The sequence below is a fragment of the Paracoccus sp. (in: a-proteobacteria) genome (assembly GCF_047973135.1).
Classification (GTDB): Bacteria; Pseudomonadota; Alphaproteobacteria; order Rhodobacterales; family Rhodobacteraceae; genus Paracoccus.
On the sequence record NZ_JBKEBL010000195.1, the window covers coordinates 18,873 to 37,935 of the forward strand.

At 64.2% G+C, this 19,063-nt stretch carries 22 protein-coding genes; 12 read left to right on the forward strand and 10 right to left on the reverse strand.

Annotated features, from left to right (window positions below):
• Positions 1–107 precede the first annotated feature (107 nt).
• The 5 genes from ACK5L9_RS15125 to ACK5L9_RS15145 form a co-directional block, all read right to left on the reverse strand.
• Positions 108–1,505: a helix-turn-helix domain-containing protein gene (locus ACK5L9_RS15125; RefSeq protein ID WP_416912352.1), complete on the reverse strand. Its 1,398-nt coding sequence runs from the start codon at positions 1,503–1,505 to the stop codon at positions 108–110.
• Between the two features lie 175 nt (positions 1,506–1,680).
• On the reverse strand, positions 1,681–2,877 hold the full coding sequence (locus ACK5L9_RS15130) for a multidrug effflux MFS transporter (RefSeq protein WP_416912298.1): 1,197 nt from the start codon (positions 2,875–2,877) through the stop codon (positions 1,681–1,683).
• On the reverse strand, positions 2,864–3,127 hold the full coding sequence (locus tag ACK5L9_RS15135; RefSeq protein ID WP_416912299.1) for a DMT family protein: 264 nt from the start codon (positions 3,125–3,127) through the stop codon (positions 2,864–2,866). The genes ACK5L9_RS15130 and ACK5L9_RS15135 overlap by 14 nt, the downstream gene beginning before the upstream one ends.
• Positions 3,118–4,602, reverse strand: coding sequence for a replicative DNA helicase (locus ACK5L9_RS15140; protein ID WP_416912300.1), 1,485 nt, complete (start codon positions 4,600–4,602; stop codon positions 3,118–3,120). Before ACK5L9_RS15140 ends, ACK5L9_RS15135 begins: the two co-directional genes overlap by 10 nt.
• Before the next feature lie 173 nt (positions 4,603–4,775).
• A complete protein-coding gene (locus ACK5L9_RS15145; protein WP_416912301.1) occupies positions 4,776–5,198 on the reverse strand; it encodes a MarR family winged helix-turn-helix transcriptional regulator in 423 nt (140 codons plus the stop codon).
• Positions 5,199–5,281: 83 nt separating this feature from the next.
• On the opposite strand from ACK5L9_RS15145, the gene ACK5L9_RS15150 reads away from it, so the two are divergent.
• Positions 5,282–5,722 (forward strand): hypothetical protein, encoded by a 441-nt coding sequence (locus ACK5L9_RS15150; RefSeq protein ID WP_416912302.1) that lies wholly within the window; start codon positions 5,282–5,284, stop codon positions 5,720–5,722.
• Here the strand turns inward: ACK5L9_RS15150 and ACK5L9_RS15155 are convergent.
• Entirely contained in the window at positions 5,719–6,390 is a 672-nt protein-coding gene (locus ACK5L9_RS15155) for an orotate phosphoribosyltransferase (protein ID WP_416912303.1), read from the reverse strand. The genes ACK5L9_RS15150 and ACK5L9_RS15155 overlap by 4 nt on opposite strands.
• A complete protein-coding gene (gene pyrC / locus ACK5L9_RS15160) occupies positions 6,387–7,430 on the reverse strand; it encodes a dihydroorotase (RefSeq protein WP_416912304.1) in 1,044 nt (347 codons plus the stop codon). Before pyrC ends, ACK5L9_RS15155 begins: the two co-directional genes overlap by 4 nt.
• Positions 7,431–7,661: 231 nt before the next feature.
• Here pyrC and ACK5L9_RS15165 point away from each other — a divergent pair, with 231 nt between their 5' ends.
• Complete coding sequence (locus tag ACK5L9_RS15165) at positions 7,662–7,889, forward strand: antibiotic ABC transporter (protein WP_416912305.1); 228 nt, start codon at positions 7,662–7,664, stop codon at positions 7,887–7,889.
• An 83-nt stretch (positions 7,890–7,972) separates the two neighbouring features.
• On the opposite strand, the gene gap is transcribed toward ACK5L9_RS15165, so the two are convergent.
• Positions 7,973–8,974 carry a type I glyceraldehyde-3-phosphate dehydrogenase gene (gene gap / locus ACK5L9_RS15170; RefSeq protein WP_416912306.1) on the reverse strand — a complete coding sequence of 334 codons (1,002 nt, stop codon included), beginning with the start codon at positions 8,972–8,974 and terminating at the stop codon, positions 7,973–7,975.
• A 123-nt stretch (positions 8,975–9,097) separates the two neighbouring features.
• Positions 9,098–9,943, reverse strand: a complete 846-nt coding sequence (gene mutM, locus ACK5L9_RS15175) for a bifunctional DNA-formamidopyrimidine glycosylase/DNA-(apurinic or apyrimidinic site) lyase (RefSeq protein ID WP_416912307.1) — start codon at positions 9,941–9,943, stop codon at positions 9,098–9,100.
• A gap of 74 nt (positions 9,944–10,017) precedes the next feature.
• Here mutM and ubiE point away from each other — a divergent pair, with 74 nt between their 5' ends.
• Positions 10,018–10,764 (forward strand): bifunctional demethylmenaquinone methyltransferase/2-methoxy-6-polyprenyl-1,4-benzoquinol methylase UbiE, encoded by a 747-nt coding sequence (gene ubiE / locus ACK5L9_RS15180; RefSeq protein WP_416912308.1) that lies wholly within the window; start codon positions 10,018–10,020, stop codon positions 10,762–10,764.
• Position 10,765: 1 nt separating this feature from the next.
• Complete coding sequence (ubiB, locus tag ACK5L9_RS15185) at positions 10,766–12,298, forward strand: 2-polyprenylphenol 6-hydroxylase (RefSeq protein WP_416912309.1); 1,533 nt, start codon at positions 10,766–10,768, stop codon at positions 12,296–12,298.
• A gap of 505 nt (positions 12,299–12,803) precedes the next feature.
• Here ubiB and ACK5L9_RS15190 read toward each other — a convergent pair.
• The gene (locus ACK5L9_RS15190) at positions 12,804–13,061 is read right to left on the reverse strand and encodes a DUF2312 domain-containing protein (RefSeq protein ID WP_416912310.1); all 258 of its coding nucleotides are present in this window, start codon (positions 13,059–13,061) and stop codon (positions 12,804–12,806) included.
• A gap of 98 nt (positions 13,062–13,159) precedes the next feature.
• Here ACK5L9_RS15190 and ACK5L9_RS15195 point away from each other — a divergent pair, with 98 nt between their 5' ends.
• The 8 genes from ACK5L9_RS15195 (at position 13,160) to ACK5L9_RS15230 (ending at position 19,053) form a co-directional block, all read left to right on the forward strand.
• The gene (locus ACK5L9_RS15195) at positions 13,160–13,387 is read left to right on the forward strand and encodes a hypothetical protein (RefSeq protein ID WP_416912311.1); all 228 of its coding nucleotides are present in this window, start codon (positions 13,160–13,162) and stop codon (positions 13,385–13,387) included.
• 52 nt (positions 13,388–13,439) lie between these two features.
• Positions 13,440–13,865 carry a YeeE/YedE family protein gene (locus tag ACK5L9_RS15200; protein ID WP_416912312.1) on the forward strand — a complete coding sequence of 142 codons (426 nt, stop codon included), beginning with the start codon at positions 13,440–13,442 and terminating at the stop codon, positions 13,863–13,865.
• Entirely contained in the window at positions 13,862–14,278 is a 417-nt protein-coding gene (locus ACK5L9_RS15205) for a DUF6691 family protein (protein WP_416912313.1), read from the forward strand. The genes ACK5L9_RS15200 and ACK5L9_RS15205 overlap by 4 nt, the downstream gene beginning before the upstream one ends.
• Positions 14,275–14,724 (forward strand): D-aminoacyl-tRNA deacylase, encoded by a 450-nt coding sequence (gene dtd / locus ACK5L9_RS15210; RefSeq protein WP_416912314.1) that lies wholly within the window; start codon positions 14,275–14,277, stop codon positions 14,722–14,724. The genes ACK5L9_RS15205 and dtd overlap by 4 nt, the downstream gene beginning before the upstream one ends.
• A gap of 353 nt (positions 14,725–15,077) precedes the next feature.
• Positions 15,078–16,328, forward strand: coding sequence for a DEAD/DEAH box helicase (locus ACK5L9_RS15215; protein WP_416912353.1), 1,251 nt, complete (start codon positions 15,078–15,080; stop codon positions 16,326–16,328).
• Positions 16,329–16,457: 129 nt separating this feature from the next.
• Entirely contained in the window at positions 16,458–17,684 is a 1,227-nt protein-coding gene (locus ACK5L9_RS15220; protein ID WP_416912315.1) for an argininosuccinate synthase, read from the forward strand.
• Between the two features lie 106 nt (positions 17,685–17,790).
• Complete coding sequence (mog, locus tag ACK5L9_RS15225) at positions 17,791–18,321, forward strand: molybdopterin adenylyltransferase (protein ID WP_416912316.1); 531 nt, start codon at positions 17,791–17,793, stop codon at positions 18,319–18,321.
• Positions 18,322–18,426: 105 nt separating this feature from the next.
• Positions 18,427–19,053, forward strand: coding sequence for a glutathione S-transferase family protein (locus ACK5L9_RS15230; protein ID WP_416912317.1), 627 nt, complete (start codon positions 18,427–18,429; stop codon positions 19,051–19,053).
• Positions 19,054–19,063 lie beyond the last annotated feature (10 nt).

The following is a 19,063-nucleotide window of genomic DNA, read 5'->3' on the forward strand; positions in this document are numbered from 1 at the left end:
CTGTGCCTTCTTGGCAACAGAAAGGCTGCCTCTGGTTGCGCAGGTGGGCGGATACGCGCCCCTTACGGCAACTTTCCGCCGAACCAAATGCCGGGAACGGCAAAACATCACGCAATTTCATACGGCAAGGGCCCATCCCGATCCGCCGGGATTCGCAGCGGCCGGTCGATGGGCGGAACGGATCGCTGATGGCAATCCACGCGCGGACAGATTCGGCAGGAAATACCAATCGGTTCAAAGACGCGGGGCTTGGTCAGGTCCAGTCCGTCGGCATAGACCATCTGATCGGCATGGGTGATTTCGCAGCCCAAACCAATGGCAAAGCGGCGCACCGGGGCATTGAACGCGCCCGCATGTTTCGACACATCCTTGGACAACAGCAGATAGCGGACCCCGTCCGGGGTTTCGGCAAGCTGACGCAGAAAGCTGCCGGGCTGTTCAAAGGCCTGATGCACATTCCACAGCGGGCAGGCCCCGCCGAATCGGGCAAATTGCAGCCGGGTGGCCGAATGCCGCTTGGTAATGGTGCCGGCCTGATCGACCCGAACAAAGAAAAACGGCACACCCTTGGCCGTCGGTCGCTGCATGGTTGACAGCCGGTGCGCGACCTGTTCCAGCGACGCGCCGAACAGATGCGACAGGCGTTCCAGATCGTGCCGTTCAGCCAGCGCGGCGGCCTGAAAGGCGCGATAGGGCATCAGCGCGGCACCCGCAAAATAATTGGCCAGCCCGATGCGGGCGATGTCTCGGGCGGTCGGGCTGCGGAATCGGGCCAGATCCAGTGTGGCATCCAGCAGATCCGCACGTGTCTCAAGCGCCACCAGGTGCAACAGTTGGAAAACGCGTGTCGGGGTTCCGGCTGCGGCATTCACCAGAAGCTGACCGCCCTCGCGCCGAAAGACGGAATGTGCGGGCATTTCGACCACCGAGACCCGGATGTCCCGGCGTTGCAGCGCAGCAACCGCCAGAAGCCACGGATCGCCACGCGTCCCATCGGGGCAGGCGAATCGTTCCGCAGCGCGATCCACCGCGTCGATGTAATTGTCGCAATAGTGGAAAAAGTCGCGCACTTCTTCCCACGGAGTCGAGATGGCGTTCTGGCCCGCCGCGCCAATCGCCTCGTCCAGAGCTGCCAGCCGTTCCTGCCCCTGCCGGTGGGCATGGTACAGATCCAGAAAGGCACGGGCCAGAATCGGCGCATTGGTCGCCGCCAGCCGCAGATCGGCCAGCGGCGGGGCGGCGTCGAACAGCGGATCGGCCAGCGCCTCTTGCATGTCGATGACCATACGCTCGGCATCGCCCGCCGACAGCGTGGTCAGATCGACACCAAATTCCTGCGCCAGCCGCAGCAATACCCCGGCGGAAATGGGGCGATGGTTGTTTTCCATCTGCGACAGATAGGGCAGCGACACGCCCAGCCTTTCGGCAAAGACCCGCTGCGTCAGATTCGTCCGCGCACGCGTTTCGCGCAGCGACGTGCCGGCATAGATTTTCTGCGTCGCCATGGCTTCCCTGTCGTTTTGCAAATCCTGCTGTACCTTTTGCAAAGCCATCGCCGCAAGTGTCAGCACAAGCGCGATGGTCAGGGCAAGCAAGGCAAGCGTGCGTGGCAAGAGGCTGCGGGTCAACATATCCACAGCCTGCGGCAAAATGCTTAAGATATGATTGATCCAGAAATGGTCAGCCGCTGCGGGCCAGATAAGCCTCGCGGCGCAGCACCCACAGGATCGCAAGCAAGGCCCCGAAGGCCGAAGCCGTCATGATCGCCAGCAGCGGCGTCGCGCCCGATTCCGGTGTCAGCAGCGCCCCTGCCAGCGCCGCCATCAGCGCCCCTCCGGCAATGGTCAGGGCACCGCCCAGACCGCTGGCGGTACCGGCAAGCTGGGGGCGCACGCTCATGATACCGGCGTTGGCGTTGGGCATGGTCAGCCCGTTGCCCAGCCCCATCGCGGCAATGGCACTGAAAAAGATCCCCTGATGCACCTGCCCCAGCAGTGTCGTGACCAGCGCAAAGCCCAGCGTCACGACGCAGACCAGCGACCCGACAAGGATCATCCGGTTCATGCCGAAACGCGCGGAAAAGCGCGCCGAGATGAAATTTCCGGCCATATAGCCGACCGAGGGCGCAGCGAAGAAATAACCGACTTCAGCCGGAGACAGGTCAAAGACATGTTCGCCGACAAAGGGCGCTCCGCCCAGATAGGCAAAAAAACAGCCCGAGGTCGTGGTCGCGGACATGCAGTAACCCCAGAACCTGACCGAGCGGAACAGCACCGGATAGGTGGCAATCTGCACGCGCATAGGCACGCCTCCGGCGCGGATCGTCTCGCCCAGGTCGCGCCATGACAGGATGCCGACCACGGCCGCCAGCCCTGCCATGACGGCGAAATTCGCGCGCCAGCCAAGGGTTTCGTCCAGCGTGCCGCCAATCACCGGGGCAATCATCGGCACGACCGCCATGCCCATCGTGACATATCCCAGCATCGCTGCGGCGCGGTTGCCGTCATAAAGATCGCGCACCACCGCGCGCGGCACCAGCATGCACACCGTGATCACCGACTGGATCATGCGGAACACCAGAAACGTCCCCGCATCCTGCGCCAGCACGGTACCGATCGAGGCCAGCAGAAAGATCATGATCGAGCCAAGCACCAGCGGGCGCCGCCCGAACCGGTCGCTGATCGGCCCGGCCAGCAACTGCAACGCCGCGCTGACCCCGATATAGGCCGAAACCGACAGTTGCATCACCGCGTAATCGACGCCGAAATCCCGTGCCATGCCGGGCAGCGAGGGCAGGAACATGCTCATCGACAGGGCCGAGGTGCCCGACAGCGCAACCAGCGTCAGAATATGCGGCGGTGTTTTAGCCCCAGTCATGAAAGACGAACCACGCACCCAGACAAATCAGAGAAAACCCCACCCCGTGCTGCCATGTCAGGCTTTCTCCCAGATAGACCCACGAGAACAGCGCGAAAACCGACAAGCTGATGACTTCCTGAATGGTCTTTAGCTGTGCCGCCGAGAAATGGCCATAGCCGATGCGGTTCGCGGGCACCTGCAATGTGTATTCGAAAAAGGCGATCAGCAAGCCGATGGTGACGACCGGGACCGGCAGGCTTAGTCCCATTGGCTTTGGCGATCCTTCGCAAGGTTGCCAAAGCGGGTGAACTGACCCTCGAAGGACAGTTCGACCGTTCCGATGGGGCCGTGGCGCTGCTTGCCCAGAATGACCTCGGCCTTGCCATGGCAGGCCTCCATCTTCTGTTGCCAGTCGGCCATTTTGTCCAGCTCGTGATCGGCGGGCTTTTCGCGTTCTTTGTAATATTCCTCGCGAAAGACGAACATGACGATGTCGGCATCCTGTTCGATGGACCCCGATTCGCGCAAATCCGAAAGTTGCGGGCGCTTGTCATCGCGGCTTTCGACCTGACGCGACAATTGCGACAGGGCGATGACGGGGATGTTCAGTTCCTTGGCGATGGCCTTCAGGCCCTGTGTGATCTCGCTGACCTCATTGACGCGGCTGTCCTTGGCGGATGCGGCCTTCAGAAGCTGAAGGTAGTCCACCATCAGCACATCCAGCCCGTGCGTTCGCTTCAGCTTGCGCGCGCGGGCAGCAAGCTGGTTGATCGGCAGGGCGGGGGTGTCATCAATATACAGCGGGCAGTTCTGCAACGCATGCGCCGCCTCGACAAAGCGGCGAAATTCGCTCTCGTCCATGTTGCCGCTGCGGATACGTTCGCTGGGAACCTCGGCCGCCTCGGACAGGATCCGGGCGGCAAGCTGTTCAGCCGACATTTCAAGACTGAAAAACCCGACGACGCCGCCTTCGACGGCGCCTTCGGTGCCATCGGGGCGTTCGCCGGTCTTGTGGGCCTTTGCGATATTGAAGGCGATATTCGTCGCCAGCGAGGTTTTCCCCATCGAGGGGCGCCCGGCCAGAATGATCAGGTCGGAATTGTTCAGCCCGCCCATCTTGCCGTCAAGATCGACCAGCCCGGTGGAAATGCCCGACAGCTTGCCATCGCGCTGATAGGCGGCGTTGGCGGCCTGAACCGCACCGGTCACGGCCTTGAGAAAGCTTTGAAAACCGCGCTCGGCGACGCCCTGCTCACCCAGCTTGTACAGGGTCTGTTCGGCGGATTTGATCTGTTCTTCGGCATCGTCCTCGACCTCGACGGTCGAGGCGCGGGCCGAAATGTCCTGCCCAAGCTGGATCAGTTCGCGGCGCAGGGCAAATTCACGGATCATCTGGGCATAATCCCGCGCCGCATAGGCCGAAATCGCTGCCCCTGCCAGCCGCGCCAGATAAGGCGCGCCACCCAGTTCCTTCAGCCCCTCGTCACCGTCCAGAAATGCCTTGATGGTGACAGGGCTGGCCAGCGCGTTGCGGCGAATCCGTTCGGAACATATCTCGAAGATGCGGGCGTGAACGGGGTGATAGAAATGTTCGGGCCTGATCACCTGGCTGACACGGTCGAACACGTCGTTATTCGTCAAAAGCGCGCCCAGAAGCTGTTGTTCGGCCTCTAGCGAATAGGGAACCGACTGCTTTTCGTCCTGAGCGCCCTGCCCCGGAATGATCGCGTGTACGCTGCTCATCTGCCCCAGCCTCTTTTGATTATCCCACTGTCATAGCCGAAACGCGCGCAACGGGGAACTGTGCACAGCCAGAAAGCGGGGGGCGATTCTGTGGACATGTTGTGGATAACTGCGGGCCGATCCGCCGGATATGGGGTGATGCGAACCGTTCCGTATTTCTGCGGGGCCGGACGCTATGCGCCGGAAATCACCCGTTGAACAAGGGTGATGAACTGCTGCTGCTCGACCATGGACAGCGGCGACAGGATCGCGGCATTCACATCGGACGCGGCGCGGGTCGCCTGATCGTGCAGGTCGCGCGCTTGATCGGTCAGCCAGATGCGCTGAACCCGCCCGTCCGTATCGTCCTTTTTGCGCCGGATCAGCCCGTCGCGCTCCATCCGGGTCAGGGTATTGGCCATGGTCGCCTGTTCGATGTCCAGCCGTTCGACCAGTTCCTTCTGCGTCAGCCCGTCGGTTTCCCACAGTTCAAGCAACGCGGGAAAGGTGCCGGTGGTCAGCCCCAGCGGCCCGATCCGAGCGGTCAGGGCCCTGGCGAACAGCCGCGCCATGTGGTTGGCCAGATACCCGGCGGATTGATCCTTTTTGAACGTCATGCCGGTTCCTAGCAGTTGCATAGCATGCTATGCAATATTACATAGCATGCTATATTAATATCCCCATGAGAAGGAGCCGATCCATGATCAAGGTGATCCATCCCCTTGCGGGCGCTGTCGCCCTGTTGATGATCGCGGTTTTCTGGCTGTCTACGGCGCTGTCCGAACTGTTCGCCGGGCCAGCCAGCATCACCGCCGTCAAAACGCTGATCCCGTGGGGTTTCCTGATCCTGATCCCGGCCCTGATGGCGGCGGGCGGAACCGGCTTCCAGCTTGGCAAGCGGATGCGGGGCACGCTGGTCGCGGTAAAACGCAAACGCATGCCCTTTATCGCCGCGAATGGCATCATGGTCCTGATCCCCTCGGCGCTGTACCTGTCGGCCAAGGCGCAGGCCGAAGCATTCGATACGGGGTTCTACGCCGTGCAGGCGATCGAACTGATCGCCGGAGCCATCAACCTGACGCTGCTGGGCCTGAACATGCGCGACGGATGGCGGCTGACACGCCGCCGCCACAGCACCTAACCGTTCGCTGCCTGCCAGGCGCGCGGGTCGGTCAGGAAGGTTTCGACCTCGGCCAGCGTCCGGTCGTCGAAATCCTGCCGCGCCCGCGCCTCGGCCAGAACATCCCACCAGGTGCATAGAAAATGCAGGGCTACGCCATGATCGGCAAGGCGCTGCGTGGTTTCCGGGAAGATGCCGTAATAGAAAACCACCGCCGTATGCGCGCAGCTTGCCCCCGTCTCGCGGATGGCATCGACAAAGGACAGCTTGCTGCCGCCATCGGTGGTCAGATCCTCGACCAGCAGCACGCGCTGCCCCTCGGTCATCACGCCCTCGATCCGGGCGTTGCGGCCATAGCCCTTGGGCTTTTTGCGCACATAGGTCATCGGCAGGGCCAGCCGTTCCGCCATCAACGCGGCAAAGGGGATGCCCGCCGTCTCGCCGCCTGCGATATTGTCGAACGCCTCGAACCCGGCATCGCGCATGACTGTCGCGGCCAGAAAATCCATCAGCGTCTGGCGCACGCGCGGAAAGCTGATGATCCGGCGGCAATCGACATAGGTCGGCCCCTTCAGCCCCGAGGCATAGGTAAAGGGCGTTTCGGCGTTGAAATCCACCGCCTTGATATCCAGCAGCATGCGGGCGGTCAGCCGGGCGATTTCCTCGCGCGCGGGGTAAGGCAGGGTCATGCGTTCTCCTGATGCCAGTACAGCGGAAAGCCGGGGTCAAAGACGGTCACGACCTCGTCCCCCGCCCCGATCTGCGCCGGATATTCGGCGGGCGTATCGCGGCGGGTCAGGCGGATACGGTCCTCGTTCGGGGGCAGGCCATAGAAAGCCGCGCCGTTCAGACTGGTAAAAGCCTCCAGCCGGGGCAACGCGCCCTCTTCGTCGAATACATGGGCAAGGATCGACATGGTGTTCGGCGCCGTAAAGCAGCCCGCGCAACCGCAGGGTTGCAGCTTGGCGCTGTCGGGATGCGGCGCGCTGTCAGTGCCCAGAAAGAACCGCCCCTCGCCGCTGGTCGCGGCCGCGCGCAGGGCAAGGCGGTGGCTTTCCCGCTTGGCGACGGGCAGGCAGTAATAATGCGGACGAATGCCACCTGCCAGAATGGCGTTGCGGTTGATCACCAGATGATGCGTGGTAATCGTCGCGCCCAGATCATCGCCGCCGGACCGGGCATAGGCCACACCCTCGGACGTGGTGATATGTTCCATGACTACCCTCAGACGGGGCGTTGCGCGTCGGATCGGGTCCAGAACGCGGTCGATGAACACGGCCTCGCGGTCAAAGATGTCAACCGCCGGGTCGGTGACTTCGCCATGCACACAAAGCGGGATACCCGCCTCTGCCATCGCCTCGAACACCGGACGGACGCGGTCGAAATCGGTCACGCCGCTGGCGGAATTGGTCGTTGCCCCCGCCGGATACAGCTTGACCGCGCGGATGATTCCGTCGCGATGCGCGGCGATCACATCGGCGGAATCGGTCGCATCGGTCAGATACAGCGTCATCTGTGGCTGAAATGCCGCACCCTCGGGCAGTGCCGCAAGGATGCGATCACGATAGGCTGCGGCCTGCGCGCCCGTCACCACGGGCGGCACCAGATTGGGCATGATGATGGCGCGGCCAAAGCCAGCAGAGCAAGGCGCAACCGCCATCAGCATCGCGCCGTCGCGCAGATGCAGATGCCAGTCGTCAGGGCGTCGGATCAGGATGCTGTCGGTCATGGTTCGCCTCTATACACGGCGGGCGCGGCTTGCCAAGCCTATCCCGAAAATCCCGCAGGATCATTCGGCTGCGCCCTTGTATTAATGCAGTCAAATGTAACATTCTGTCGCGGGGGGCGAGACCGAGCGCATAAGGAAAACATTGTGAAGAAAAAGAACCTCCCCCTGTCCGTGCTGGGATCCCCGATTCGGATTTGGGCACAAATGGCGCGAATTGCGATTGAATCCCAGATGGTTATCAGCCTGCGCCTGGCGGGCATGCTGGGCGTCGTGGCGCAATCCCCCGGCGAGCCGTTCCGCATGGTCGCCGAAAAACAGGCCGCCGTGTCCGAGTCGCTGTTCGCCATGGCCCGCGCAGCCAGCCGGGGCGCGCCCGCCGACCGCGTGGTCTCGGCAGGTCTGCGTCCCATCGGCAAGCGCACCCGCGCCAATTCGCGCCGTCTCGCGGGCCGACACTAAGCCCCGGCGCGGCAGAGAACCGCGCAACAGAAAAAAGGCGGCGAGTCGCGACCCGCCGCCTTTTTCTGTTCACGCCGGGCTGATCAGATCAGCTTGCCCATCGCGACGGCCGTATCGGCCATCCGGTTCGAAAAGCCCCATTCATTGTCATACCAGGTCAGGATACGGCACAGCTTGCCCTCCATCACCTTGGTCTGATCCATGTGGAAAACCGAGCTGTGCGAATCGTGGTTGAAATCCGACGAGACCAGCTTTTCCTCGGTATAGCCCAGAACGCCTTTCAGCGGGCCATCGGCAGCGGCCTTGATGGCGGCGTTGATTTCCTCGACCGAGGTGTCGCGCCCGGCCTCAAAGACCAGATCGACGACCGAAACATTCGGCGTCGGCACGCGGATCGCAACGCCGTCCAGCTTGCCCTTGAGTTCCGGCAGCACCAGCCCCACCGCCTTGGCGGCACCGGTCGAGGTCGGAATCATCGACAGCGCGGCGGCGCGGGCGCGGTACAGATCCTTGTGCATCGTGTCCAGCGTCGGCTGATCGCCGGTATAGCTGTGAATGGTGGTCATGAAGCCCCGGCTGATGCCGATGGAATCGTTCAGCACCTTGGCAACGGGCGACAGGCAGTTCGTCGTGCAGCTTGCGTTCGACACGACGATGTCGCCTGCGGTCAGCGTGTTGTCATTGACGCCGAACACAATGGTCTTGTCAGCATTTTCGCCGGGGGCCGAGATCAGCACCCGCTTGGCACCGGTTTGCAGATGCGGCTGGCATTTTTCCTTCGAGGTGAAGATGCCGGTGCATTCCATGATCACATCGACATCGCCCCAGGGCAGGTCCGCCGGGTTGCGGATCGCCGTGACCTTGATCGGACCGCGGCCCACATCGATGCTGTCTCCGCTGACCTTGACCTCGGCGGGAAAGCGCCCGTGCACGCTGTCATAGCGCAGCAGATGCGCGTTGGTTTCGACCGGCCCCAGATCGTTGATGGCGACCACCTCGATATCGGTGCGTCCCGATTCGATGATGGCGCGCAGCACGTTGCGTCCGATGCGACCGAAACCGTTGATGGCGACTTTGACAGCCATGGTTCATTCTCCCGACCAGATGACGTTCGGCACCCCTCTAACGCGGCTGCGGCAGCGATGCAAATCCCCAGAACGCGAATCTTTCGGCGAATCCGGTCCGGACGGAAGAATGTTGCCGGACCGTCACCGCTGACAGGCCGGGCAGAAAAAGCTGGAGCGGCCGGATTGCACGATGCGGCGAATTGTCCCGGTACAGCCGGGGGCGGGGCAAGGCGCGCCCTCGCGGTCATAGACGCGAAAACTGTGCTGGAAATAGCCCAGCTCGCCCGTTGCCTGCCGGTGATCGCGCAGCGACGAACCGCCCGCCGCGATCGCCTCGGTCAGGACATCGCGGATATGGCCCGCCAGCGCGGCAAGGCGCGCGACCCCGATGCGGCCTGCCGCCCGGCGCGGGTCGATGCCCGTGCGGAACAGCGCCTCGCTGACATAGATATTCCCCAGCCCCGCCACGATCTTCTGATCCAGCAGCGCCTGCTTGACCGGCAGCTTGCGCCCTGCAAAGGCCGCCGCCAGATAGCCGGGGGTGAACCCCGCGTCGAAAGGTTCTGGCCCCAGATGAGCCAGCAGCGGGTGATCCGCGCCCGCGCGGATCAGATCGACCATGCCAAAGCGGCGGGCATCGTTAAAGGTGATGGTCGTGCCCGCTTCGGTCACGATGACCACATGGTCGTGGCGCGGCAGAATCGACGGGTCGCGGTGAAACCCGGCCAGCCCTGCCCCCTCGACCAGCATCCGGCCCGACATGCCCAGATGCAGCAGCAGCGTCGCGTCGCGGTCCAGATCGGCCAGCAGGTATTTCGACCGCCGCCGCAGCGCGGTCACGGTCGCGCCGGTCAGCATCTGCACCAGATCGGGTGGCAAGGGCCAGCGCAGATCGGGCCTGCGCGCCTCGGCGCGGGCGATGCGCTGGCCTTCCAGATGCGGCTGAAGGCCACGTCTGACGGTTTCGACCTCTGGCAGTTCTGGCAATCCCGGTCCTTTCGCTGCATTGTGCGCAAAACGCGCCTGACTTTTCTGGCGTGCGGGACAGCGGACGGCAAGCGATGAGTGACAAGAAACAGACCCATTTCGGTTTTCAGACCGTGGACGAGGACGCCAAGGCGGGCATGGTTCACGGGGTCTTTTCGCGCGTGGCCTCGCGCTATGACCTGATGAACGACGTCATGAGCGCGGGCATCCACCGGATCTGGAAGAACGCCATGATGGACTGGCTGGCCCCGCGAAATGGCCAGCATCTGCTGGATGTGGCGGGCGGCACGGGCGATATCGCCTTTCGCTTTCTGGACCGGGCACCCGAGGCGCAGGTGACGGTCTGCGACATGACCGAATCGATGCTGGTCGAGGGGCGCAAGCGCGCCGGGGCGGCGGCAAGGGCCGACCGGCTGGCCTGGGTGACGGGCGATGCGATGGCCCTGCCATTTGCCGATGACAGCTTTGACCGCTATACGATCAGCTTCGGCATCCGCAACGTGACCCGCATCCCCGACGCCCTGTCCGAGGCGTTTCGCGTGCTGCGCCACGGCGGGCGGCTGATGGTGCTGGAATTCAGCCGGTTGCCGGTTCCCGCGATGCAATGGGCCTATGACCGCTACAGCTTTAACGTGATCCCGGCGATGGGGCAGGCCGTGACCGGGGATCGCGACAGCTATCAGTATCTGGTCGAATCGATCCGCAAATTCCCCGATCAGGACAGCTTTGCCGCGATGATCCGCGAGGCGGGCTTTGGCCGCGTGCAATGGCGCAACCTGTCCATGGGCATCGCCGCCCTGCATTCGGGCTGGAAGCTGTAACATGCGTGGCCCCCACAACATCCTGCGCCTGATCCGGACAGGTGCCACGTTCGAGCGTACCGGCGCGATGGGGGTGGCGCTGGATGCCCTCGATGCGCCTGCGGGCCTTCGGATCGCGGCGCGGATCATGGGCTGGCCGTTCCGCTGGATGGGATACCGGGGTGATCCGAACCTGCCGCCGGTGACGCGCGCCATTACCGCGCTGGGGCCGGCCTATATCAAGTTCGGCCAGATCCTGTCCACGCGCGGCGACGTCGTCGGCACCGAACTGGCCGAACAATTGCGCATGTTGCAGGACCGCCTGCCCGCCTTTTCGACCGAAATCGCCAAGGAAACCGTCTCGACCGAGCTGCGCCAGCCCGTCGATGAGCTGTTTTCCGAATTTTCGGAACCGGTCGCGGCGGCCTCGATCGCGCAGGTCCATCGTGCCCGCATCCGCGACAGCGGACGCGAGGTCGCCGTCAAGGTGCTGCGCCCCGATATCGGTGCCGCCTTCCGCCGCGATATCGACGCCTTTCACTTTGCGGCGGGCTTCATCGAGCTTCTGTCCCCCGGCATCCGCCGCCTGCGCCCGCGCGATGTGGTCAGCCATTTCGAAAGCGTGGTCATGGGGGAACTGGATCTGCGGCTTGAGGCGGCCTCGGCCTCGGAATTTGCGGAAAACACCAGCGAGGACGCGGAATTTCAGGTGCCGCGACCGCATTGGGGCCTGTCGGGACGCCGCGTGCTGACGGCGGACTGGGCCGAGGGCATTCCCCTTGGGGATCGCGACGCGCTGGTCGCGGCGGGCCATGACGTGAACCATATCGCCACACGGGTGATCCAGCTTTTCCTGCAACATGCCCTGCGCGACGGCTTTTTCCACGCCGACATGCATCACGGCAACCTGAAGGTCGCGGCGAATGGCGATGTGATCGCCTATGATTTCGGGATCATGGGCGAGATCGACGAATATACCCGCCGGGTTTATGCTGAAATCCTGATGGGGTTCATCAAGCGCGATTACCGCCGGGTGGCGCGGGTGCATTTCGAGGCGGGCTATGTCCCCCGCGACCGCGACGAGGCGCAATTCGCCCGCGCCCTGCGCGCCGTGGGCGAGCCGATCTTCGGCGCGGATGCCAGCCGCATCTCGATGGCCAATCTGCTGGGCTATCTGTTCGAGGTGACGGAACGCTTTGGCATGCGCACCCAGACCCAGTTGATTCTGCTGCAACGCACCATGGTCGTGGTCGAGGGCGTCGCACGCTCGCTGGACCCAAGGCTGAACATCTGGGACGCGGCCAAGCCGGTGGTGTCGGATTACATCCGGTCCAGTCTGGGACCGAAGGCGATGGCCAGTGACGTGGCGCGGATCGTGCAGACGGTCGGGCGCTATGGCCCGCTGCTGCCGCAGGTCGTGGAACAGGCGCTGTGGGACCGCGCCCACCCCGAAGCGCGCCCCGCCCTGCGCGGCGAGGGCAGCAGGCGGCGCAAATGGCTGGTCGTGCTGCTGTCGCTGGCGGCAGGCACGGCACTTGGGCTGACGCTGCACTGACCCACGAAGGCCGGGCCGCGGAAATTCCGGCGCCCTGCCGCCGGAGGTGACACCAACGGCCCCATGTCTTGGCCTCTCTGGCCTGCTCGCTGTCAAAGATTGATCTGACGCGATCCAGGCCGCTTGCGAAGACGTTTCCTGCATCGTGATGGCAGACAGTATAGCTGACGGAAGCCAATTTGATCATCAAATTGGCGCAGCATCAGCGTAAAATCAAATGGTTATAGCCTGACAACATAATCAAAAGAAAGTCGTCAGGCAATAAAGTCGATCACCGCGAATACCGGCCGCACGCCGCAAACGCCGAATGATAAAGCCAGACGACTTTTATCTGATCATGTTGTCTGGCTATGGCGGTTCAGATGTGATCCGACAGTTTGCCGTTTTTCCTGCGGCAACATGAGCACCAATGTGGCCCCACCTCTTCGCACGTCCTGCGACTCTTTGTGTCAGACAACACGGGGGGAACGTGCCGGGGCAGGTTCGCGGCCCCGGCGCGGCGCGGTCAGGACATGCCAAGGGCCTGCTTGTACATCTCGACGATGGCCTCTTCCTCGGCCAGGTCATTCGGCTCGCGTTTGCGGATTTTCAGGATGGCGCGCATGGCTTTGGCGTCGAAGCCGCGGCCCTTGCTTTCGGCGAAAACCTCTTTGATCTGGTCGGCGATGTCTTTCTTTTCTTCCTCAAGCCGCTCGATCCGTTCGATGAACTGGCGCAGTTCGTCGGATGTCACGTTATAGGAAGCGTCCGGTCCGTCGTTCATATCTACCTCGTCGCTTGCGGTCGGCCCAAGGCTTTAGGCGCTCTTGTCGCGGGGTGCAATCGGCGCTAGGGGCTTGCTGCGGCAAGGAAAGGCTTGGGATGGGTATTTTCGACATGCTGATCTGGGGGGGCGCTGCGCTGACACTGGCGGGGCTGGCCACGCTGGTCTGGTGCATCGTCGCAGTGGCGCGCGCCCGCCGGGCCAGCCAGACGGACGAGGCGTTGCGGGCCACCATGCGCCGGGTGCTGATGGTGAACATGGCCGCACTTGGGGTATCGGCACTGGGGCTGATGACGGTGGTACTGGGAATCGTCCTCGGGAATTGACATATATAAATTCGGGAATATATCTGCCGTCATAACATTCAAGAGGCGAGATATGAACCCGGACTGGATCGCTGGCCTGACCGGCGGCGTGATGATCGGATGCGCGGCGGCGCTGTACCTTCTGGGCAATGGCCGGATCATGGGGGCCAGCGGCATTCTGGGCGGGCTGGTCGATGGCACCGGTCGGGCGAATGCGGGCGAAAGGCTGGCGCTGGTCCTTGGGCTGGCGCTGATGCCCGCGCTGCTGGTGCGGCTGGGGCTGGGGCTGGCCCACGCCCCGGCCGCCGGCACGGGAACGCTGATTCTGGGGGGGCTGCTGGTCGGCTTCGGCACAAGGCTTGGCAATGGCTGCACCTCGGGGCATGGTGTCTGCGGCATTCCGCGCCTGTCCCGGCGCAGCATTGTTGCCACGGTTGTTTATCTGCTGGCGGGTGGCGTGGCCGTCCTGCTGGTCCGGGCCCTGGGGGGGCAGGCATGATGCGGATCGTGATCGCCGCGCTGACCGGCGCGTTGTTCGGAGCGGGGCTGCTGGTGTCCGGCATGACCGACCCCGCGAAGGTGCAGGGCTGGCTGGATGTGTTCGGCAACTGGGATCCGACACTGGGTTTCGTGCTGACCGGCGCGATGATCCCGATGCTGATCGCATGGCGCGTGGTGCGCCGCCGCAGCGCCTCGGCCACGGGGTTGCCCTTTCCGCCTGCTCCCCCGGCCCGCATCGATGCCCGGCTGATCGCGGGTTCGGCCCTGTTCGGCCTTGGATGGGGGGTGACGGGCCTGTGTCCCGGCCCCGCCATGGCCTCTCTGGGCATCGGCGGGGCACCTTTCCTGATTTTCTTTGCGGCAATGCTGGCGGGGATGTTGCTGTTCGCCGCCTGGAACCGCCGCGCATGAGGGCGCTGGTCCAGCGCGTCGCCGAGGCGTCGGTCGAGGTGGATGGCCGCATCGTCGGCCAGACCGGGCCGGGGCTGCTGGTGCTGGTCTGCGCCATGCAGGGCGATGACGAGGCCGTCGCCGCCAGGCTGGCGGGGCGCGTGGCCCGGCTGCGCATCTTTCGCGACGATCAGGGGCGGATGAACCGGTCGCTGACCGATGTTCAGGGCGGCGCGCTGGTGGTCAGCCAGTTCACGCTGGCCGCCGATACGCGCAGCGGCAACCGCCCCGGCTTTTCCACCGCCGCCGCGCCCGAAGACGGGCGGCGGCTGTACGAGGATTTCGCCGCCTGTCTTGCCGGGCAGGGTATTCCGGTTGAAACCGGGGTGTACGGCGCGGATATGAAAGTCAGGCTGCTGAATGACGGCCCCGTGACGATCTGGCTGGACACGACTGATCGCGCTTGACTTTCGCGCAAGGATGCCCCATCTGCACCACGTCGCCGCCTGCTGCCGCGTGAGCAGCCGCGAAAAATCGCCTGTGGCGCGACGCTATCCAGTTTCCCATTCACGCGGGGAGGCTTGCGGGCAAACTCGTATCTGGCCCGCACCCCTGCTGATCGCCGCGCCGTGACGCGCGGCCCCTGCCTTGCGCCCGATACGGGGGGCGCGGGGACCGAAAGTTGTTTATGGAACAGAAGAACTCTCGCCGCCGCTTCGGTCGCGACAAATCCCGGCCGCGCGGGCCGCATCATGCCGCCCCCAATCCGGGCCGCCGCGCGCCCGCGCGCGATCCGCTGCCGACCGGCCCCTTTGCCGATATGGGCATCGACCCCCGGATCAACGCCAATATCGCCGCGATGGGCCTGAGCCGCCCGACCCCGATCCAGGCGCAGGCGATCCCCGCAGTGGTCGAGGGGCGCGATGTGCTGGGGCTGGCGCAGACCGGCACCGGCAAGACGGCGGCGTTCGGCCTGCCGATGCTGACCCGGCTGATCAAGTTCGGCAGCAAGCCCGATCCCAAGACCTGCCGCGCGCTGATCCTTGCGCCGACCCGCGAACTGGCCACCCAGATCGCGCAGAATATCGACTCCTATGCCGAAGGTACGCCCATCCGCAGCTTCCGGGTGGTCGGCGGTGCCTCGATCAATGTCCAGACCGAAAGGATGGCGCGCGGTGTCGATGTGCTGATCGCGACGCCGGGCCGGCTGATCGACCTGATCGAACGCCGTGCCGTCGATCTGTCGGCGACCACCTATCTGGTGCTGGACGAGGCCGATCAGATGCTGGATATCGGCTTTATCCATGCGCTGCGCCGCATCGCGAAGATGCTGCCGCCCGAACGGCAGACGCTGCTGTTTTCGGCGACCATGCCCAAGCTGATGTCGGAACTGGCCGAGACCTATCTGACCGATCCGGTCAAGGTCGCCGTGAACCCTCCGGGGCAGGCGGCGAAAAGGATCGATCAGGGCGTGCATTTCGTCAGTCAGGGCGACAAGGCGACCCTGCTGGCCGAATATCTGTCCAAACATCCGGGCGAGCTGGCCATGGTCTTTGGCCGCACCAAATACGGCAGCGAAAAGCTGGCCAATCTGCTGGAGAAATGGGGCTTCGCCGTTGCCGCCATCCATGGCAACAAAAGCCAGGGTCAGCGGGAACGCGCGCTTCAGGCCTTCCGCAAGGGCGAGACGCAGGTGCTGGTGGCGACCGATGTGGCGGCGCGGGGCCTTGATATTCCCGAGGTCGCGCATGTCTATAACTACGACCTGCCGAATGTGCCGGAAAACTATGTTCACCGCATCGGCCGCACCGCACGCGCGGGCCGCGACGGTCGCGCCGTCGCCTTCTGCGCCCCGGCCGAGTTTTCCGACCTGCGCGCCATCGAACGCGCAATGAAGGCCGACATCCCGGTCATTGGCGGCGAGGCTCCGGCCGCGCCCGCGCCTTCGGGCCGTGGCCCGCGCGGACGTGGCAAGCCGGTCAAGACGGCGGCAGCAGCAGGCGGGGGTGGCGACAAGCGCCCGGCGCGCCGCCCCTCGCGCCGTCCCGGAAACCGGCAGGCCAAGGGCTGACCGACGCAAGGCCGCAGGAGACATCCTGCGGCCTTTTTCGACCGGGCTGCGGCCCGGCGGCGGACTTGCCCTTGTGACAGGCGGCGATTGGCCCTATTCCCTGCGGAAATTCGATGAAGGGTTATCTGCATGACTGACGCGCCGAAGAAAGTCGTTCTGGCCTATTCCGGGGGGCTGGACACCTCGATCATCCTGAAATGGCTGCAAACCGAATATGGCTGCGAGGTCATCACCTTCACTGCCGATCTGGGCCAGGGCGAGGAACTGGAACCCGCCCGCAAGAAGGCAGAGCTGCTGGGCATCGCCCCCGGCAATATCCATATCGAGGATCTGCGCGAGGAATTCGTCCGCGATTTCGTCTTTCCGATGTTCCGCGCCAATGCGCTGTACGAGGGGCTGTACCTGCTGGGAACCTCGATCGCGCGCCCGCTGATTTCCAAGCGTCTGGTGGAACTGGCCCATCAGCACGGCGCGGATGCGGTTGCCCATGGTGCCACCGGCAAGGGCAACGATCAGGTGCGGTTCGAACTGTCGGCCTATGCGCTGGACCCGGCAATCAGGGTAATCGCTCCGTGGCGGGAATGGACCCTGTCCAGCCGCACCAAGCTGCTGGAATTCGCCGAACAGCACCAGATCCCCATCGCCAGGGACAAGCGCGGCGAGGCACCGTTCAGTGTGGACGCCAACCTTTTGCACACCAGCAGCGAGGGCAAGGCACTGGAGGATCCGGCGGTCGAGGCCCCCGACTACGTCTATCAGCGCACCGTCCATCCCGAGGATGCGCCCGATCAGCCCGAATATATCGAAGTGACCTTTGAACGCGGCGATGCGGTGGCCATCAACGGTCAGGCCCTGTCGCCCGCCACGATCCTGACCGACCTGAACGAATATGGCCGCAAGCACGGCATCGGGCGGCTGGATTTCGTCGAGAACCGCTTTGTCGGGATGAAGTCACGCGGCATCTATGAAACCCCCGGCGGCACCATCCTGCTTGAGGCGCATCGCGGCATCGAACAGATCACCCTGGACAGCGGCGCGGGCCATCTGAAAGACAGCCTGATGCCGCGTTATGCGGAACTGATCTATAACGGCTTCTGGTTCAGCCCCGAACGCGAGATGTTGCAGGCGCTGATCGACAAAAGCCAGGAACATGTCACCGGCACCGTGCGGCTGAAACTGTACAAGGGCAGCGTGACCTGCGTTGGCCGCTGGTCGGATCATTCGTTGTACAGCGAGGCGCATGTCACCTTCGAGGATGACGCCGGAGCCTATGACCAGAAAGACGCGGCGGGCTTTATCAGGCTGAACGCACTGCGGCTGAAGCTGGTGGCAAACCGGAACGCGCGGGTGAAATAAGCCGCGCCGGACCGCCACGCCGAATGACGGTTCGGCGTGGCCGCGCGGCCTTTTCTTTCCGCCGCCGCTCGACCACATTGGCCCCCGGCAACAGAAAGGCCCGCCCATGACCCGCCCCGCCCGCATCGCCATCCTGACCGTCAGCGACCGCGCCGCCAGTGGCGAATACGAGGACAAGGGCGGCCCCGGCGCGGAAGGCTGGCTGCGCGACGTGATCACCTCGCCGGTCGAGATCGTCCGCCATATCGTCCCTGACGGTCGCGCGGTGGTGGCCGCCAAGCTGCGCGAACTGGCCGACAGCACCGACCTGATCCTTGTGACTGGCGGCACCGGCCCCGCCCCGCGCGACCAGACGCCCGAGGCGGTGGCCGATGTGGCCGAACGCGAATATCCCGGTTTCGGCGAGGAAATGCGCCGCGCATCCTTGCGCGAGGTACCGACCGCCATCCTGTCGCGACAAACGGCGGTCAGCCGCGGCGCGACGCTGATCATCACGATCCCCGGCAAGCCCTCGGCCATCGCCACCTGCCTGAACGCCGTTTTCGCGGCGGTCCCCTATTGTCTCGACCTTCTGGGCGCGGCCCGGATCGAGACCGACCCGACCCGGATCGCCGCCTTTCGCCCCGCCGCAAAGTAGCCCGCTATCGGGGGGAATGGACGCCGTCGCGGACATGATTTAGCCTTCTCCCCGGCAACGTGGCCGGCATCTGTGCCGCGCCATTGCAGCGGCCCGGAGGATGAAATGACCACGCTTTATTATGCTGTCGGGGCATGTTCGCTTGCGCCCCATATCGTTTTGGAATGGATCGGTGCGCCCTATGAGGCGGTAAGGGTACAGTTCGGCTCGAAAGAGCTGCTGGCTGTGAACCCGGCAGGTGCGGTACCGACGCTGCGCGAGGATGACGGCTGGCTGCTGACACAGGCCGGGGCCATCCTGGATTATCTGGCGCAGAAACACCCCGAGGCCGGGCTTTCCGGCGGCGATTCCCTGCGCGACAAGGCCGAGGCGCATCGCTGGTCAGCCTTCTTCACATCGGACATGCACGCGTCCTTCTGGCCCGTATTCACGCCGCAGCGTTACACCACCGACCGCGCGCCCGAGGCGCGGCAGGCCGTGGTCGCGGCCGGGCACAAGCTGGTGCAAAAACAGATGTCCATCCTTGACGCGCATCTTGACGGGCGCGACTGGGTTCTGGGTCCGGGACGCGGCGCACGCTCGGTCATCGATGCCTATGCCTTCCCGATGCTGCGTTGGGGGGCCAAAATGCTGCCGGATGGCATTGCCGCCTATTCCCATATACAGGCCCTGCACGACCGCCTTGCCGCCGATCCCGGCGTGCAAAAGGTGCTTGCGGACGAGGCAAGCTAAGCCGGGTTGG

Coding starts and splice junctions, on each gene's coding strand:
- ACK5L9_RS15125 (WP_416912352.1), bottom strand. CDS start 1,505: ATGGCGACGCAGAAAATCTATGCCGGCACGTCGCTGCGCGAAACGCGT.
- ACK5L9_RS15130 (WP_416912298.1), bottom strand. CDS start 2,877: ATGACTGGGGCTAAAACACCGCCGCATATTCTGACGCTGGTTGCGCTG.
- ACK5L9_RS15135 (WP_416912299.1), bottom strand. CDS start 3,127: ATGGGACTAAGCCTGCCGGTCCCGGTCGTCACCATCGGCTTGCTGATC.
- ACK5L9_RS15140 (WP_416912300.1), bottom strand. CDS start 4,602: ATGAGCAGCGTACACGCGATCATTCCGGGGCAGGGCGCTCAGGACGAA.
- ACK5L9_RS15145 (WP_416912301.1), bottom strand. CDS start 5,198: ATGACGTTCAAAAAGGATCAATCCGCCGGGTATCTGGCCAACCACATG.
- ACK5L9_RS15150 (WP_416912302.1), top strand. CDS start 5,282: ATGATCAAGGTGATCCATCCCCTTGCGGGCGCTGTCGCCCTGTTGATG.
- ACK5L9_RS15155 (WP_416912303.1), bottom strand. CDS start 6,390: ATGACCCTGCCTTACCCCGCGCGCGAGGAAATCGCCCGGCTGACCGCC.
- pyrC (WP_416912304.1), bottom strand. CDS start 7,430: ATGACCGACAGCATCCTGATCCGACGCCCTGACGACTGGCATCTGCAT.
- ACK5L9_RS15165 (WP_416912305.1), top strand. CDS start 7,662: ATGGTTATCAGCCTGCGCCTGGCGGGCATGCTGGGCGTCGTGGCGCAA.
- gap (WP_416912306.1), bottom strand. CDS start 8,974: ATGGCTGTCAAAGTCGCCATCAACGGTTTCGGTCGCATCGGACGCAAC.
- ubiE (WP_416912308.1), top strand. CDS start 10,018: ATGAGTGACAAGAAACAGACCCATTTCGGTTTTCAGACCGTGGACGAG.
- ubiB (WP_416912309.1), top strand. CDS start 10,766: ATGCGTGGCCCCCACAACATCCTGCGCCTGATCCGGACAGGTGCCACG.
- ACK5L9_RS15190 (WP_416912310.1), bottom strand. CDS start 13,061: ATGAACGACGGACCGGACGCTTCCTATAACGTGACATCCGACGAACTG.
- ACK5L9_RS15195 (WP_416912311.1), top strand. CDS start 13,160: ATGGGTATTTTCGACATGCTGATCTGGGGGGGCGCTGCGCTGACACTG.
- ACK5L9_RS15200 (WP_416912312.1), top strand. CDS start 13,440: ATGAACCCGGACTGGATCGCTGGCCTGACCGGCGGCGTGATGATCGGA.
- ACK5L9_RS15205 (WP_416912313.1), top strand. CDS start 13,862: ATGATGCGGATCGTGATCGCCGCGCTGACCGGCGCGTTGTTCGGAGCG.
- dtd (WP_416912314.1), top strand. CDS start 14,275: ATGAGGGCGCTGGTCCAGCGCGTCGCCGAGGCGTCGGTCGAGGTGGAT.
- ACK5L9_RS15215 (WP_416912353.1), top strand. CDS start 15,078: ATGGGCATCGACCCCCGGATCAACGCCAATATCGCCGCGATGGGCCTG.
- ACK5L9_RS15220 (WP_416912315.1), top strand. CDS start 16,458: ATGACTGACGCGCCGAAGAAAGTCGTTCTGGCCTATTCCGGGGGGCTG.
- mog (WP_416912316.1), top strand. CDS start 17,791: ATGACCCGCCCCGCCCGCATCGCCATCCTGACCGTCAGCGACCGCGCC.
- ACK5L9_RS15230 (WP_416912317.1), top strand. CDS start 18,427: ATGACCACGCTTTATTATGCTGTCGGGGCATGTTCGCTTGCGCCCCAT.